The sequence below is a fragment of the Streptacidiphilus sp. MAP12-33 genome, from assembly GCF_041261265.1.
Lineage (GTDB): Bacteria > Actinomycetota > Actinomycetes > Streptomycetales > Streptomycetaceae > Streptacidiphilus.
Genome location: NZ_JBGCCA010000013.1, coordinates 1 through 13489, shown reverse-complemented (window position 1 = coordinate 13489; position 13489 = coordinate 1). Strand labels below are relative to the sequence as shown.

14 protein-coding genes are annotated in these 13489 nt (G+C 71.0%); 4 read left to right on the top strand and 10 right to left on the bottom strand.

Annotated elements, in window-relative coordinates:
- Positions 1 to 82 precede the first annotated feature (82 nt).
- The 4 genes from zwf to ABH931_RS14965 all read left to right on the top strand — a co-directional run bounded on the left by zwf (position 83) and on the right by ABH931_RS14965 (position 5045).
- Entirely contained in the window at positions 83 to 1603 is a 1521-nt protein-coding gene (gene zwf, locus ABH931_RS14980; protein ID WP_370113532.1) for a glucose-6-phosphate dehydrogenase, read from the top strand.
- On the top strand, positions 1600 to 2631 hold the full coding sequence (gene opcA, locus ABH931_RS14975; protein ID WP_370113281.1) for a glucose-6-phosphate dehydrogenase assembly protein OpcA: 1032 nt from the start codon (positions 1600 to 1602) through the stop codon (positions 2629 to 2631). The genes zwf and opcA overlap by 4 nt, the downstream gene beginning before the upstream one ends.
- 38 nt (positions 2632 to 2669) lie before the next feature.
- The gene (gene pgl / locus ABH931_RS14970) at positions 2670 to 3410 is read left to right on the top strand and encodes a 6-phosphogluconolactonase (RefSeq protein WP_370113530.1); all 741 of its coding nucleotides are present in this window, start codon (positions 2670 to 2672) and stop codon (positions 3408 to 3410) included.
- A gap of 228 nt (positions 3411 to 3638) precedes the next feature.
- Positions 3639 to 5045, top strand: a complete 1407-nt coding sequence (locus ABH931_RS14965; RefSeq protein ID WP_370113528.1) for an APC family permease — start codon at positions 3639 to 3641, stop codon at positions 5043 to 5045.
- 52 nt (positions 5046 to 5097) lie between these two features.
- Here the strand turns inward: ABH931_RS14965 and ABH931_RS14960 are convergent, their stop codons facing one another.
- From ABH931_RS14960 to ABH931_RS14915, 10 genes are all read right to left on the bottom strand, one after another.
- Entirely contained in the window at positions 5098 to 5628 is a 531-nt protein-coding gene (locus ABH931_RS14960) for a PadR family transcriptional regulator (protein ID WP_370113279.1), read from the bottom strand.
- A 61-nt stretch (positions 5629 to 5689) separates the two neighbouring features.
- Entirely contained in the window at positions 5690 to 5977 is a 288-nt protein-coding gene (locus ABH931_RS14955) for an RNA polymerase-binding protein RbpA (protein ID WP_042363813.1), read from the bottom strand.
- Between the two features lie 244 nt (positions 5978 to 6221).
- A complete protein-coding gene (gene secG / locus ABH931_RS14950) occupies positions 6222 to 6461 on the bottom strand; it encodes a preprotein translocase subunit SecG (protein ID WP_042363812.1) in 240 nt (79 codons plus the stop codon).
- A 120-nt stretch (positions 6462 to 6581) separates the two neighbouring features.
- Entirely contained in the window at positions 6582 to 7364 is a 783-nt protein-coding gene (tpiA, locus tag ABH931_RS14945) for a triose-phosphate isomerase (protein WP_370113276.1), read from the bottom strand.
- Between the two features lie 12 nt (positions 7365 to 7376).
- The gene (pgk, locus tag ABH931_RS14940; protein ID WP_370113275.1) at positions 7377 to 8594 is read right to left on the bottom strand and encodes a phosphoglycerate kinase; all 1218 of its coding nucleotides are present in this window, start codon (positions 8592 to 8594) and stop codon (positions 7377 to 7379) included.
- Between the two features lie 142 nt (positions 8595 to 8736).
- Positions 8737 to 9741, bottom strand: coding sequence for a type I glyceraldehyde-3-phosphate dehydrogenase (gap, locus tag ABH931_RS14935; RefSeq protein ID WP_370113273.1), 1005 nt, complete (start codon positions 9739 to 9741; stop codon positions 8737 to 8739).
- A gap of 81 nt (positions 9742 to 9822) precedes the next feature.
- Positions 9823 to 11028 (bottom strand): acyltransferase family protein, encoded by a 1206-nt coding sequence (locus ABH931_RS14930; protein WP_370113271.1) that lies wholly within the window; start codon positions 11026 to 11028, stop codon positions 9823 to 9825.
- 63 nt (positions 11029 to 11091) lie between these two features.
- Positions 11092 to 12087 (bottom strand): transporter, encoded by a 996-nt coding sequence (locus ABH931_RS14925; protein WP_370113269.1) that lies wholly within the window; start codon positions 12085 to 12087, stop codon positions 11092 to 11094.
- On the bottom strand, positions 12084 to 12956 hold the full coding sequence (locus ABH931_RS14920; protein ID WP_370113268.1) for an ATP-binding cassette domain-containing protein: 873 nt from the start codon (positions 12954 to 12956) through the stop codon (positions 12084 to 12086). Before ABH931_RS14920 ends, ABH931_RS14925 begins: the two co-directional genes overlap by 4 nt.
- Complete coding sequence (locus tag ABH931_RS14915; RefSeq protein ID WP_370113266.1) at positions 12953 to 13333, bottom strand: GntR family transcriptional regulator; 381 nt, start codon at positions 13331 to 13333, stop codon at positions 12953 to 12955. The genes ABH931_RS14920 and ABH931_RS14915 overlap by 4 nt, the downstream gene beginning before the upstream one ends.
- Positions 13334 to 13489 lie beyond the last annotated feature (156 nt).

Genomic DNA, 13489 nt, shown 5'->3' with positions numbered 1-13489 from the left:
TCCCGCAGCGGTATCCGACGACGCCGTCCTGGACGACGTGGTGTTGGACAGCTTCGGCCCGACGTCTGATGGTCAGACGAATGTGTGGATCAACCCGCTGCGTGACCCGGCGGACCGACGGCTCCCGCGTATCGCGGGGCCGTCGGGCCTGGTCATCTTCGGCGTCACGGGCGACCTGTCGCGCAAGAAGCTGATGCCGGCCGTCTACGACCTGGCCAACCGCGGCCTGCTGCCGCCGGGCTTCTCGCTCGTCGGCTTCGCCCGCCGCGACTGGGAGGACGAGGACTTCGCGCAGGTCGTGCACGACTCCGTCAAGGAGCACTCGCGCACGCCCTTCCGTGAGGAGGTCTGGCAGCAGCTGGCCAAGGGCATGCGCTTCGTCCAGGGCGAGTTCGTGGACGACGCCGCGTTCGAGAAGCTGCGCGAGACCATCGAGGATCTGGACAAGGCGCAGGGCACGGGCGGCAACTTCGCCTTCTACCTGTCCGTGCCGCCGAAGTTCTTCCCGCAGGTGGTACAGCAGCTCAAGGCGCACGGCCTGGCCGACCCGCCCAAGGGCAGCTGGCGGCGTGCCGTCATCGAGAAGCCCTTCGGCCACGACCTCGCCTCCGCGCAGGAGCTGAACAAGGTCGTGCACGAGGTCTTCCCGCGGGACGAGGTCTTCCGGATCGACCACTACCTCGGCAAGGAGACGGTCCAGAACATCCTGGCGCTGCGTTTCGCCAACTCGATGTTCGAGCCGATCTGGAACCGCGGCTACGTCGACCACGTGCAGATCACCATGGCCGAGGACATCGGCATCGGCGGTCGCGCCGGGTACTACGACGGCATCGGCGCCGCCCGTGACGTCATCCAGAACCACCTGCTCCAGCTGATGGCGCTGACCGCGATGGAGGAGCCCGCCTCCTTCCACCCCAAGGCGCTGGTGGCGGAGAAGCTCAAGGTGCTGACCTCGGTCAAGATCCCGGACGAGCTGGGCAAGCACACCGTGCGCGCCCAGTACGCGCACGGCTTCCAGGGCGGCGAGGAGGTGCCGGGCTACCTCGAGGAGGAGGGGATCAACCCCAAGTCCAAGACCGACACCTACGCCGCGATCAAGCTGGAGATCAACAACCGCCGCTGGGCGGGTGTGCCGTTCTACCTGCGCACCGGCAAGCGGCTGGGCCGCCGCGTCACCGAGATCGCGGTGGTCTTCCAGCGGGCGCCCTACCTGCCCTTCGACGCCGCGGCGACGGAGGAGCTGGGCCAGAACGCGCTGGTCATCCGCGTCCAGCCGGACGAGGGCGTGACGGTGCGCTTCGGCTCCAAGGTGCCGGGCACCTCCATGGAGGTGCGGGACGTGACGATGGACTTCGCCTACGGCGAGTCCTTCACCGAGTCCAGCCCGGAGGCCTACGAGCGCCTGATCCTGGACGTGCTGCTCGGGGACGCGAACCTGTTCCCGCGCCACCAGGAGGTCGAGGAGTCCTGGCGGATCCTGGACCCGATCGAGAAGTACTGGGACGCGCACGGCAAGCCGGCGCAGTACCAGGCCGGGACCTGGGGTCCGGCCGAGGCGGACGAGATGCTCGCACGAGACGGCAGGAGCTGGCGCCGGCCATGAAGATCGACCTCACCGACACCAACTCAAGCAAGATCAACGCGGCACTGATCGACGCCCGCCGGGCCATCGGCACGGCGACCGTCGGCATGGTGCTGACCCTCGTCATCGTCACCGACGAGGGCAGCGCCTACGACGCGCTCAAGGCCGCCTCGGACGCCTCGCGCGAGCACCCCTCGCGCATCCTGGCCGTCATCCGCCGTCCGGGGCGCTCGCCCCGGGCCCGGTCCCAGGCGCGCCTGGACGCCGAGGTGCGGGTCGGCTCCGACTCGGGCACCGGCGAGACGGTGGTGCTGCGTCTGCACGGCGAGCTGGCCGGTCAGGCCCAGTCCGTGGTGCTGCCGCTGCTGCTGCCGGACGCGCCGGTCGTCGTCTGGTGGCCGGAGAACGCCCCGGCGGACCCGGCCAAGGACCCGCTCGGCGCGCTGGCCCAGCGCCGGATCACCGACGCCGTCACGGCGGAGAACCCGGTGGACCAGCTGGCCGCGCGGGCCGCGTCCTACGCGCCCGGCGACACCGACCTGGCCTGGACCCGGATCACCCCGTGGCGCTCGATGCTGGCCGCGGCCCTGGACCAGAAGCACGTCACCGTCGACAGCGCGACGGTGGAGGGCGAGTCCTACAACCCCTCCACCGAGCTGCTGGCGCTGTGGCTGGCCGAGCGCCTGGGCATCAAGGTCGAGCGCAAGGTCAGCCAGGGCCCCGGCATCACCGCGGTGCGGATGCACACCACGGACGGGGACGTCTGCCTGGACCGTCCGGACGGCCTGCTGGCCAAGCTCTCCATGCCGGGCCAGCCGGACCGGATGGTCGCGCTCAAGCGGCGCGAGACCTCGGAGCTGATCGCCGAGGAGCTGCGCCGTCTGGACCCGGACCTCATCTACGCGTCGGCGGTGCGGTACGGGGTGGAGAACCTCCACGCCACCTCCGCCACGCGCGAGGTCGTCGACGCGCCGGAGGCTCCCGCCCCCGCCGCTCCGCCGAAGGCCGCCAAGAAGTCCACCGCTTCGGCGTCCCGGACGCAGAAGTGACGGCGCCGCAGCTGGTCGTCCACCGCGACAAGGAGCTCATGGCCCTTGCCGCGGCGGCACGGCTGATCACCCGGATCGTCGACGCGCAGTCCGCGCGCGGCTCCGCCTCGGTGGTGCTGACGGGCGGCCGGAACGGCAACGCGCTGCTCGCGGCCGTGGCCGCCTCCCCGGCCCGGGACGCGATCGACTGGTCGCGGCTGGACCTGTGGTGGGGCGACGAACGGTTCCTGCCGGAGGGCGACGCCGAGCGCAACGACACCCAGGCGCGCGCGGAGCTCCTGGACGCGGTCCCGCTGGACCCGTCCCGGGTGCACCCGATGCCGGCCTCCGGCGGCGCCTTCGGCACCGACGCGGAGGCGGCCGCGGCCGCGTACGCGGCGGAGCTGGCCAAGGCGGCCTCGCCGACGGACCGGGTGGCGGTGCCCAGCTTCGACGTGCTGCTGCTGGGCGTAGGGCCGGACACACACGTGGCCTCGCTCTTCCCGGAGCACCCGGGCGTGCGGGAGACCGAACTGACGGTGGTCGGCGTGCGCGGCGCGCCCAAGCCGCCGCCGGTCCGCGTCTCGCTCACGCTCCCGGCGATCCGCAACGCCCGCGAGGTCTGGCTGCTCGCCGCCGGCGACGACAAGGCCGACGCGGTCGCCCTGGCCCTCTCCGGCCCGGGCCCGATCCTCGCTCCGGCCTCGGGCGCGGTGGGCCGCAGCCGCACCCTGTGGCTCCTGGACCGCGCCGCTGCGGCCAAGATCCCGCCCCAGCTCTACCCGCCGGACGTCGCGTAGCCGTCCGGACCAAAGGGCCCGTCTCCGCTCACGCGGAGGCGGGCCCTTTGCGATGTGTCACGGATGTACACAGACGGTTGACGGAGTGCGAACTGCCCCGAGCCGGTCGAATCCGGAGATAATCCTTCCGCTCCTCTGTTCGACCATCGCAAGATCGGGGTGGGAATGCCACCGACCGCCGCTGTTCCGGCCGTGACGTCTCTGCCCTCACCTCGCAGGGTGAAGCTGATGCCCCTGGTGGCGCTGATCTTCTTCAGCGTCTCGGGTGGCGCCTACGGCATCGAGGGCTTGTTCTCCACCTCGGGCCCGGGGATGGGCCTGCTGCTGATCGTGGTCACACCACTGATCTACAGCATTCCGCACGCGCTGGTCTGCGCCGAGCTCGGCACCGCGATCCCCGTCGACGGCGGCTTCTACCACTGGGTCCGCCGCGGCCTCGGCGACTTCTGGGGCTTCCAGCAGGGCGTGCTGCGCTGGCTGTGCAGCTTCGTGGACATGGCCGTCTACCCCGTGCTGTTCACCAGCTACCTCCAGTCGATGGTGGCCGCGGTCGCCCCCGGGCAGCACGTGCTGTTCTCGGTGGGCAACTTCCACTTCGACCTGAACTGGTTCATCTGTCTCGCCGTCATCACCGTCTTCACCGCGGTGAACCTGATGGGCGCGGCCTGGGTGGGCGACTCCTCGGTCATCTTCGCCATCGTGTGCCTGACCCCGATGCTGCTGCTCAGCGTCGTCGGCCTGGTCCACCTGTTCACGCACGGCACCAACCCGGTCGGCCGGCTGACCTCCGCGCCGGACCAGTCGACCTGGAACGCCTTCGGCGCCGGACTCTTCCTCGCCATGTGGAACTACAGCGGCTGGGACAGCGTGTCGACCGTAGCCGGCGAGATGGAGAACCCGCGCAAGCACCTGCCGAAGGCCCTGTCCATCTCCGTGGTCCTGATCGCCGTCGGTTACCTGCTCCCCTCGCTCGCCTCCCTCGCGGTCGGCCAGGGCGGCAAGGCGGGCTGGGCGAACTGGCAGAGCGGCTCCTTCTCCGACGTCGCCAGGGCCCTGGCCGGGCCCTGGCTGCAGATCACGGTGACGGTCGGCGGCATGTTCGCCTCGGTGGCGATGTTCTCGGCGCTGCTGGCCTCCAACGCCCGGCTGCCGTTCGTCCTCGCCGAGGACGGCTACTTCCCGAAGTGGGTGGCGCGGAAGAGCGCGCGGCGGCAGGTGCCGGTCGTCTCCCTCGTCGGCTCCTCGGTGATCTACGCGCTGTTCTGCCTGAGCAGCTTCAGCAACCTGATCATCGTCGACGTCTTCCTGACCAACATCTCGCTGCTGCTCCAGGTCGCCGCGCTGATCGCGCTGCGGATCCGCGAGCCGGAGCTGGAGCGCCCCTACCGGATCCCCGGCGGCGCGCTCTCGCTCTCGCTCATCACCCTCAGCCTGACCGGCGTCTGCGCCTGGGCCGCCTGGCAGCAGTACGAGCAGAACGGCACCCAGGCCGTCACCTACTGCCTCTTCGCCGTGGGCGGCTCCACCCTGCTCTACTTCCCGCTGTCCTGGCGCCGCCGCAAGGCGGGCTCCGACACGGCGTCACGGACGCCCGTGGGCGAGCCCGAGCGTGAGCTCTCACCCGTCGAGGGATAGGTCAACGGCCCGCCCTCACCTGCTCGCCGCGCTGTTCCCGGAGCCGCACCGGCTACGCGCGGTCGAGCTCGCCCAGCGCCGCGTCGAGGCGGTCACGTTCGTCCGCGTGGGCGCGGGCGGCGAGGCGCAAGGCGTGGGCGGCGTGGGCGAGTTCGGGCGAATCGGAGAGGGTGAAGGCGTCCGTCGCGGCCTCGGCGGCGCGCTTGTCGGCGAGCGCCCGGGCGCCACGCAGGAGTTCGCACAGGCGGGCGGGGTCGTGGAGATGGCCCAGCCAGAGGTGGAAGGCCGGCGGCACGGCAGCGGCGTGGGCGAGCCACCGGCGCAGGGCGTCCTCGCCGAAGGGGGTGAGCCGGTAGCGGCGGCGCGCGCCGAGTTCGCCCGGAAGGGTGTCGACGGCCACGTGACCGGACCGCTCCAGGTGGCGCAGCTCGGCGTAGATCTCGGCCGAGGACGGGCGCCAGTAGAAGTGGGCGAGAGTCAGGTCGGCCCACTTCTTCAGCTCGCAGCCCGTCAGCTCCCGCCCGAAGGAGAGCAGCCCGAGCACAGCCCACCCGGCACCGGCGGGTAAGGCGTCAGGAGTCACCGAAGGCCTCCTACCGACCGGACCTGAGATCCCGTCGGAGAAGGCCTCCGGACCGCACCGCTCAGATCTCGCCGCGGAGCTTGGCCAGCGCCTCGGCGAGGATCGCCTCGCCGTCGGCGTCGCTGCGACGCTCACGCACGTAGGCGAGGTGGGTCTTGTAGGGCTCCGTACGCGGCGGCGCGGGCGGGTTCTCCTCGTCCTGGCCGGCCGGGAAGCCACAGCGCGGACAGTCCCAGGTGTCCGGGATCTGCGCGTCGGAGGCGAAACTCGGCTTCGTCTCGTGTCCGTTGGCGCACCAGAAGGAGATTCGGAGGCGCGGGGCGGACTCGCCGCGCTCGGCCTCACCCATAGGGCCGGCCCCGACCCTGCTGCCACGAATGGCGTTGCCACTTGCCACGGTCTGACTCCCTGCGTGATGGTGCGGTACTGCGAAAGTCGTCCCGGCGGGCACACCCCGGGCGAAGGTCGTCCTAGTGTACGGAACGCATAAGCGTCGCCCCACACCCCCGTCGGTGACGACTGTCACCCATGATAGGCGTGGAGGCGACGCTCCGTCAGAAGTCCTGACTTCACCCCGCTGAGCTGCGTGGACGTCAGCCGTTCTTGGCCTTCATCAGCAGCGAGAGCACGATGATGCAGACGAACCAGCCGACGCCCATGAAGATGGTGATCCGGTCGAGGTTGCGCTCGGCCACCGCGGAACCACCACCGGTGGAGGACATACCGCCACCGAACATGTCGGACAGGCCGCCGCCCTTGCCCTTGTGGAGCAGGACCAGGATGACCATCATCACGCTGAAGAAGATCAGCGCGATGGAGAAACCGAGGATCACAACCGGACCTATCTTTCGGGTGTGGGACGTGCTGGTGACAGGGCCCGAACGACAAGCCCGGGCCCTATCACCTTAGGCGTGCGACATCCTAAGTGGAAAGCCGCTCGAGAGACAGCCTGCTCACTGGTCGCGGAAGCGAACGATCTTGACGAACTCGTCCGTGTCCAGCGAGGCACCGCCGACCAGCGCACCGTCGACGTCGGGCTGGGCCATGATGGCGCCCACGTTCCCGGCCTTGACGGAGCCGCCGTACAGCACGCGCACCGCGTCGGCGACGTCCTGGTTGTACAGCTCGGCCAGGCGCACCCGGATCGCGCCGCAGACCTCCTGCGCGTCCTCGGGGGTCGCCACCTCGCCGGTGCCGATGGCCCAGACGGGCTCGTAGGCGACGACGATCGTGGCCACCTGCTCGGCCGGGACGTCGGCGAGCGCGCCGTCGAGCTGGGCGAGGGTGTAGGCGACCTGGTTGCCGGCCTTGCGGATGTCCAGGCCCTCGCCGACGCAGAGGATCGGCACGATGCCGTTGCGGAAGGCGGCCTTGACCTTGGCGTTGACGATCTCCTCGTTCTCGCCGTGGTACTCGCGGCGCTCCGAGTGGCCGATCGCCGCGTAGGTGCACTTCAGCTTGGCCAGCATCGGCCCGGAGATCTCACCCGTGTAGGCGCCGGAGTCGTGCGCGGAGATGTCCTGGGAGCCGTACTTGATCTTGAGCTTGTCGCCGTCGACCAGGGTCTGCACCGAGCGCAGGTCGGTGAACGGCGCCAGCGCCGCCACCTCCACCGCGTCGTAGTCCTTGTCGGTGAGGGCGAACGCCAGCTTCTGGGTGTGCGCGATGGCCTCGAGGTGGTTGAGGTTCATCTTCCAGTTGCCGGCCATGAGCGGCTTGCGAACGACGTCAGTCATGTCTGTTGGTACTCACTTCTCCAGTGCGGCGAGGCCGGGGAGGGTCTTGCCTTCGAGGTACTCCAGGCTGGCGCCGCCACCCGTGGAGATGTGGCCGAACTTCGACTCGTCGAAGCCGAGCAGGCGCACCGCGGCGGCCGAGTCGCCACCGCCGACGACGGTGAAGGCGTCGGAGTCCAGCAGGCCCTGCGCGACGGCGCGGGTGCCGTCGGCGAAGGCCGGGTGCTCGAACACGCCCATCGGGCCGTTCCAGAAGACCGTCTTGGCGTCGGCCAGCTTGGCGGCGAACAGCTCCTCGGTCTTCGGACCGACGTCCAGGCCCATCTTGCCTGCGGGCATGGCGTCCGCGCCGACGACCTCGACGTCGTCGACGGCGGCCTTGGTCTTGAGGTCGGGGAAGCTCCCCGACACCCGGGCGTCGACGGGGAGCACGAACTCCACGCCCTCGCGCTCGGCGCGGGCCAGGTACTCCTTGACCACCGGGATCTGGTCCTCCTGCAGCAGGGAGGTGCCGACCTGGTGGCCCTGGGCCGCGAGGAAGGTGAACATCATGCCGCCGCCGACCAGGATCCGGTCGGCCTTGCCGAGCAGGTTGTCGATCACGGCGAGCTTGTCGGAGACCTTGGCGCCGCCGAGCACGACGACGTACGGGCGCGCGACGTCCTCGGTCAGACGCTTGAGCACGCCCACCTCGGTGCCGATCAGCAGGCCCACGGCGTGCGGCAGACGGGCCGGCAGGTCGTAGACGGAGGCGTGCTTGCGGTGCACGGCGCCGAAGCCGTCACCGACGTAGAGGTCGGCGAGGGCGGCGAGCTGGTCGGCGAACTCGCCGCGCTCGGCGTCGTCCTTGCTGGTCTCGCCCGCGTTGAAGCGCAGGTTCTCGATCACGGCCACCTGGCCGGGCTCGAGGCCGTTCACCGCGTCGTGCGCGGCCGGGCCGACGGTGTCCTGCGCGAACGCCACCGGCTTGCCCAGCAGCTCCGCCAGCCGCTCGGCGGCCTGGAGCAGCGAGAACGCGGGGTCGGGCGCGCCCTTGGGGCGGCCCAGGTGCGAGGCGACGATCACCTTGGCGTCGGCCTCGACGAGCTTGACGATGGTCGGCAGCACGGCGCGGATGCGGCCGTCGTCGGTGATCAGGCCGTCGGACATCGGCACGTTGAGGTCGGCGCGGACGAACACGCGCTTGCCGGCGACACCCGGGCCGGCGATCAGGTCGTCGATGGTCTGCATGGTCGGACTGAGTCCCTCTTCTGCTTCGGTGAGTGGGCGGTGTAGTACACGCACACAAGGTCCGGACGATATCGTCCGGACCTTGGCTGCTTCACACTGGCTTATCCGTCTTCGCGCTGATCAGTCGCTTCTCGGGCGCTGATCAGAGCTGGTCGGCGACGGCGACGGTCAGGTCGACGAGGCGGTTGGAGTAGCCCCACTCGTTGTCGTACCAGCCGAACACCTTGACCTGGTTGCCCTGGACCATCGTCAGCGGCGCGTCGAAGATGCAGGAGAACGGCGAGTTGACGATGTCACGGGAGACGATCGGGTCCTCGTTGTAGGCGAGGATGCCCTTCAGCTGGCCCTGCGCGGCCTTCTGGTACGCGGCGTTGACCTCGTCCTTGGTGACCTCGCGCTGCAGGGTCACCACCAGGTCGGTGATCGAGCCGGTCGGCACCGGGACGCGCAGCGAGGTGCCGTCCAGCTTGCCCTTGAGCTCCGGCAGCACCAGCGCGGTGGCCTTGGCGGCACCGGTGGAGGTCGGGATGATGCTCAGCGCGGCGGCGCGGGCACGGCGCAGGTCCTTGTGCGGGAAGTCCAGCGTCACCTGGTCGTTGGTGTAGGCGTGCACCGTCGTCATGAAGCCGGTGACGATGCCGAAGGCCTCGTGCAGGACCTTGACCATCGGCGCCACGCAGTTGGTGGTGCAGGAGGCGTTGGAGATGATGCTCTGCGTCGCCACGTCGAGCTTGTCGTCGTTGACGCCCATGACGATGGTGATGTCCTCGTCGGTGGCCGGAGCCGAGATGAGGACCTTCTTCGCACCGGCCTGGAGGTGCTTCTTCGCACCGTCGGCCTTGGTGAAGATGCCGGTGGACTCGATCACGATGTCCGCGCCCAGCGCCGCCCAGGGCAGGTTGGCGGGGTCGCGCTCCGCGGTGACCTTGAAGGTCTTGCCATCGACGGTGATGGTGTCGTCCGTGTGGGTGACCTCGGCGTGGAAGGTGCCCAGGGTCGAGTCGTACTTGAGCAGGTGCGCCAACGTCTTGGTGTCGGTGAGGTCGTTGACACCGACGATCTCGATGTCGGCGCCCTGGGACGCGATCGCTCGGAAGTAGTTGCGGCCGATGCGGCCAAAACCGTTGATGCCTACCCGGATCGTCACGAACCGATCTCCTCGCTGGTACGTCGGCCTTCGCCGGCCGACGAGCTGGAAATTTTGGGATGTCCCCGACCGGTTACGACCCTACCTCCGCAAGGTGTTCTTGAGCACATCCGACCGGCCCGTGGACAGGGGACTTTTGGCACTCTCTCCAGTAGCGCTCAAGGCCTGCTGTATGGCTGGATCCAGCGCCGCCGTCAGGTGCCGGCGCAGCGTCGGGCGCAGTCTGCGGTCCACCCAGCGGTCCAGTGCGAAGGCCAGGGCCAACGAGAACGCCAGCCCCGCCACGACCGCGGGCAGCAGCCCGAGACCGGGCAGCACCTTGAGCACCATGCGGGCGACCGGGATCCCGAGGCTCTGGTGGACCAGGTAGAAGGGGTAGGTCAGGGCTCCCGCGAGGATCAGTACCCGTGAACGCACCCCCTTGAACGGGCCGGGCCCCGCCAGCGCGAGCAGCAGCAGGAAACCGGTGAGCAGCGCCGCGCTGACCGCCCAGCTCGGGCTCGCGCCGCGTCCGGCGGGGACGGCGTGCTGGGCGACCCGGTCGTGCAGCACCGTCAGCGTGTAGCACCAGGCGAAGCCGGCCAGCAGCCACAGCAGCGCGTTCGGGCCGAAGCGGTACATCAGGTACAGCGCGATGCCGGTGACGAAGAGCCCCGCGTACTGGCTGAGCAGGAACTCGTCCAGGACGGCCGAGTGCAGTTCACGCCCGATGGCCGCCAGGCCCAGCCAGAGGAAGCCGAAGGCGACGGCCCGCCGGTAGGTCAGGCCGACCAGCAGCAGCACCCCCATCAGCAGGTAGAAGCGCGCCTCCACCCACAGCGTCCAGGCGACGCCGTCGGTGGCCTGGACACCCAGCGGGCCAGGAATCATCGTCAGGTTGCCCAGGCTGGTGCGCAGGTCGGTGGGCGCGCCCGAGCGTTGGCCGGCCAGCACGGCCAGGCTGCCGACCAGCACGATCAGCACGACGACCGTCCAGTAGAGCGGGAAGAGCCGGGCGATCCGGGAGACGGCGAACTGCGCCGGGGTGCGGCCCCAGCAGCTCATGCAGATGACGAAGCCGCTGATCAGGAAGAACGCCTCGACGCCGAGCCAGCCGTACCCGCTGACGGCGTGCAGCAGCGGGAGGGCCTTCGGCAGGTCGCGTCCCTGGCCCCAGAAGTCCCGGGTCGGGGTGCCGAGGTAGTGGTAGGCGGCGACGGCCGCGGCCGCCAGCAGCCGCAGCCCGTCGACGGCGGCCAGCCGGGGCGCTGCGGGCCGGAACGGCTTGGAGCGGGTGAGTGTGGGCATGGCGAAGTACTCCTCCGGCGCGTACGCGAGGACGAGGGGGTGGGGTGGAGGTTTCGGCGTCGGCTACAGACGGTTGCGGTCGACGGCGCGGTAGCTCAGCAGCAGGGCGGTGGCGGCGAGAGCGAGCAGGATCGCGGCGGCGGTCCACTGGATCGGCCAGAGCTGACCGGCGGGGTGGTAGATCTCGAAGGTGCGCGATCCGGCCGGGCAGTCGCCGAAGGGACCGCACTGCGCGTAGGACAGCCATCGTCCGTCGGTGGTGACGACGCCGTCGGACATCAGCCAGTCGTCCGGGCGCAGGTCGTAGCCGTGCGGCGGAAAGATCGTCCGGGCGGGCCAGAGGTGGCCGCGCAGCGCGGTCAGCAGCAGCGCGACGCCGCCGTATCCCGCCACCGTGGTGCCGATCGCGGGGAGCGGGCGCCGCCACAGCGCGCCGCACAGGACGCCGAGGGCGAAGGCCAGCACCGTGCCGGCCGCGAGCACCGGGCCGAACGAGTTGAAGGGCAACGGCCCGAAACCGGACGACTCCCCCAGGACGGCCGGGCTGGCCGCCAGCAGCAGCCGGGTGCCCAGCAGCGCCGCGGCGACGCCGGTCAGCGCGGCCGCCCCGCCGAGCACCAGCAACTGGCCGCTGAGCCAGCGTCCGCGGGTGACGGCCTGGGTCCAGGCCGTACGGTACGTGCCCTGCTCGTACTCGCGGGCCAGCAGCGGCGCCCCCAGCAACGCGCCGACCAGCAGCGGGACCGCCACCAGGGCGACCTGCGCGTACTGGGCCGACTGCACGGCGCCGGTCAGCTCGAAGCCGGCTTCCTGGCAGGCGCCGGCCAGGGGGGCATCCCCGCAGCCGGAGGCGAACCAGGCGTCGTGGGCGGCGGCGAGCGAGCCGGCCGTGACCTGGGTCCACACGGCCAGCACGAGCAGGCCCAGCGCGGTGAGGCCGAGCAGCCGCCGGTGGCGGCGCAGGGCCAGCCCGGCCACGACGCACCGGCCGACGGCGGCGGGACGGTCCTCGACGCGGCAGACCCGCAGCGGCACGTGCTCCAGGGTGGGCGCGCTCATGCGATCAGCACTCCGTGCGGCGCGTCGGGGCGCATGCCGGGGGCGAGCCAGCGGCCCGTCTCCGGTGAGCGCAGATAGGCGACGACGAGCTCGTCGAGGGTCGGGCCCTCGTCGCCGTCCGTCTCCGCGGCCGGCCCCTCCCGCCGCACGCGGTCACGCCTGGCGAGGACGGCGCGCCCGTCGCGCTCGACGTAGTGGTGCGCGGCGAGGAGTTCGGGCAGGGCGCCGGCGAGCCGGACCTGACCGGCGTCGAGCAGGACGAGGTGGTCCACGACCTCGTCGAGGTCGGTGAGGACGTGCGTGGAGAGCAGCACGGTCGTGCCGTGGTCGGCGACGTCGGCCAGCAGCAGGCCGAGGACCGCGCGCCGCACCAGCGGATCGAGTTCCGCGAGGGGTTCGTCGAGCAGCATCAGGCCCGGCGCCTTGCCGCGCACCAGGGCCAGGGCGGCGAGGGTGCGCTGCCCGCCGGAGAGGTCGCCGATCCTGGCGTCGAGCGGCAGCCGGCCGAGGTCGAGCAGCTCCGTCGCCCGCTCGTGGTGCCAGCGGGTGTTCGTCCGGCGGCCGGTGACCAGCAGCTCGGTGACGGTCATCCGCCCGTACAGGCTGCGGCGCTGGTCGAGGTAGCCGACTTCGGGCAGCGCCCGGGCGCTTCCGGCGGGCCGCCCGAGCACGCTGATCCGGCCCGCGTCCGGGCCGACGAGACCGGCGGCGGCCGCGAGCAGCAGGCTCTTCCCGGCGCCGTTGGGTCCGACCAGTCCGCAGACCGCACCGCGGGGCAGGCGCAGCGAGCAGGCGTCGAGCAGGGTGCGGCGGCGGTGCCTGACGGTCAACCCCACCGCCTCCAGCGCGGGGGCGGCCCCGGGTATCACGCCTGCTCCGCAGGCTGGAACTGCTTGTCGACGGCGGCGGCCGTCAGGGCCAGCACGTCCTCCCGCTCCAGGCCGCAGCCGCGGGCCTTGGCGACCCAGGCGTCCAGCTCCCCCCGGAGCTCCTCGGTCTCCACGGCCTCTCCGCGGCCGAGCGTCCCGACGACGAAGGTGCCGAGCCCCTGCCGGGACTCGACGAGCCCGGCCCGCTGCAGCTCCTGGTAGGCGCGCAGCACGGTGTTCGGGTTCACGGCGGTAGCCGCGACGACCTCACGCGCGGTGGGCAACTTGTCCCCGGGGCGAAGCGCCCCGACCCGCAGCGCCTGCTCGGTCTGCTTGACGATCTGCTGGTAGGCGGGGATGCCACTCCCCTTGCGCACGCGGAACTCCACCGCTTGACCCCTTTCCCTAATTCATTAGGGAAAGTAGCACAAACGGAAGGGGCGCGAGGAACTGCGCGAGCAACCACCCTGTGCGGATGGCCCTGCTCGCTGAGCGACTCACCAGCTGGGTGGCTTGTCGCGCAGTTCCTCGCG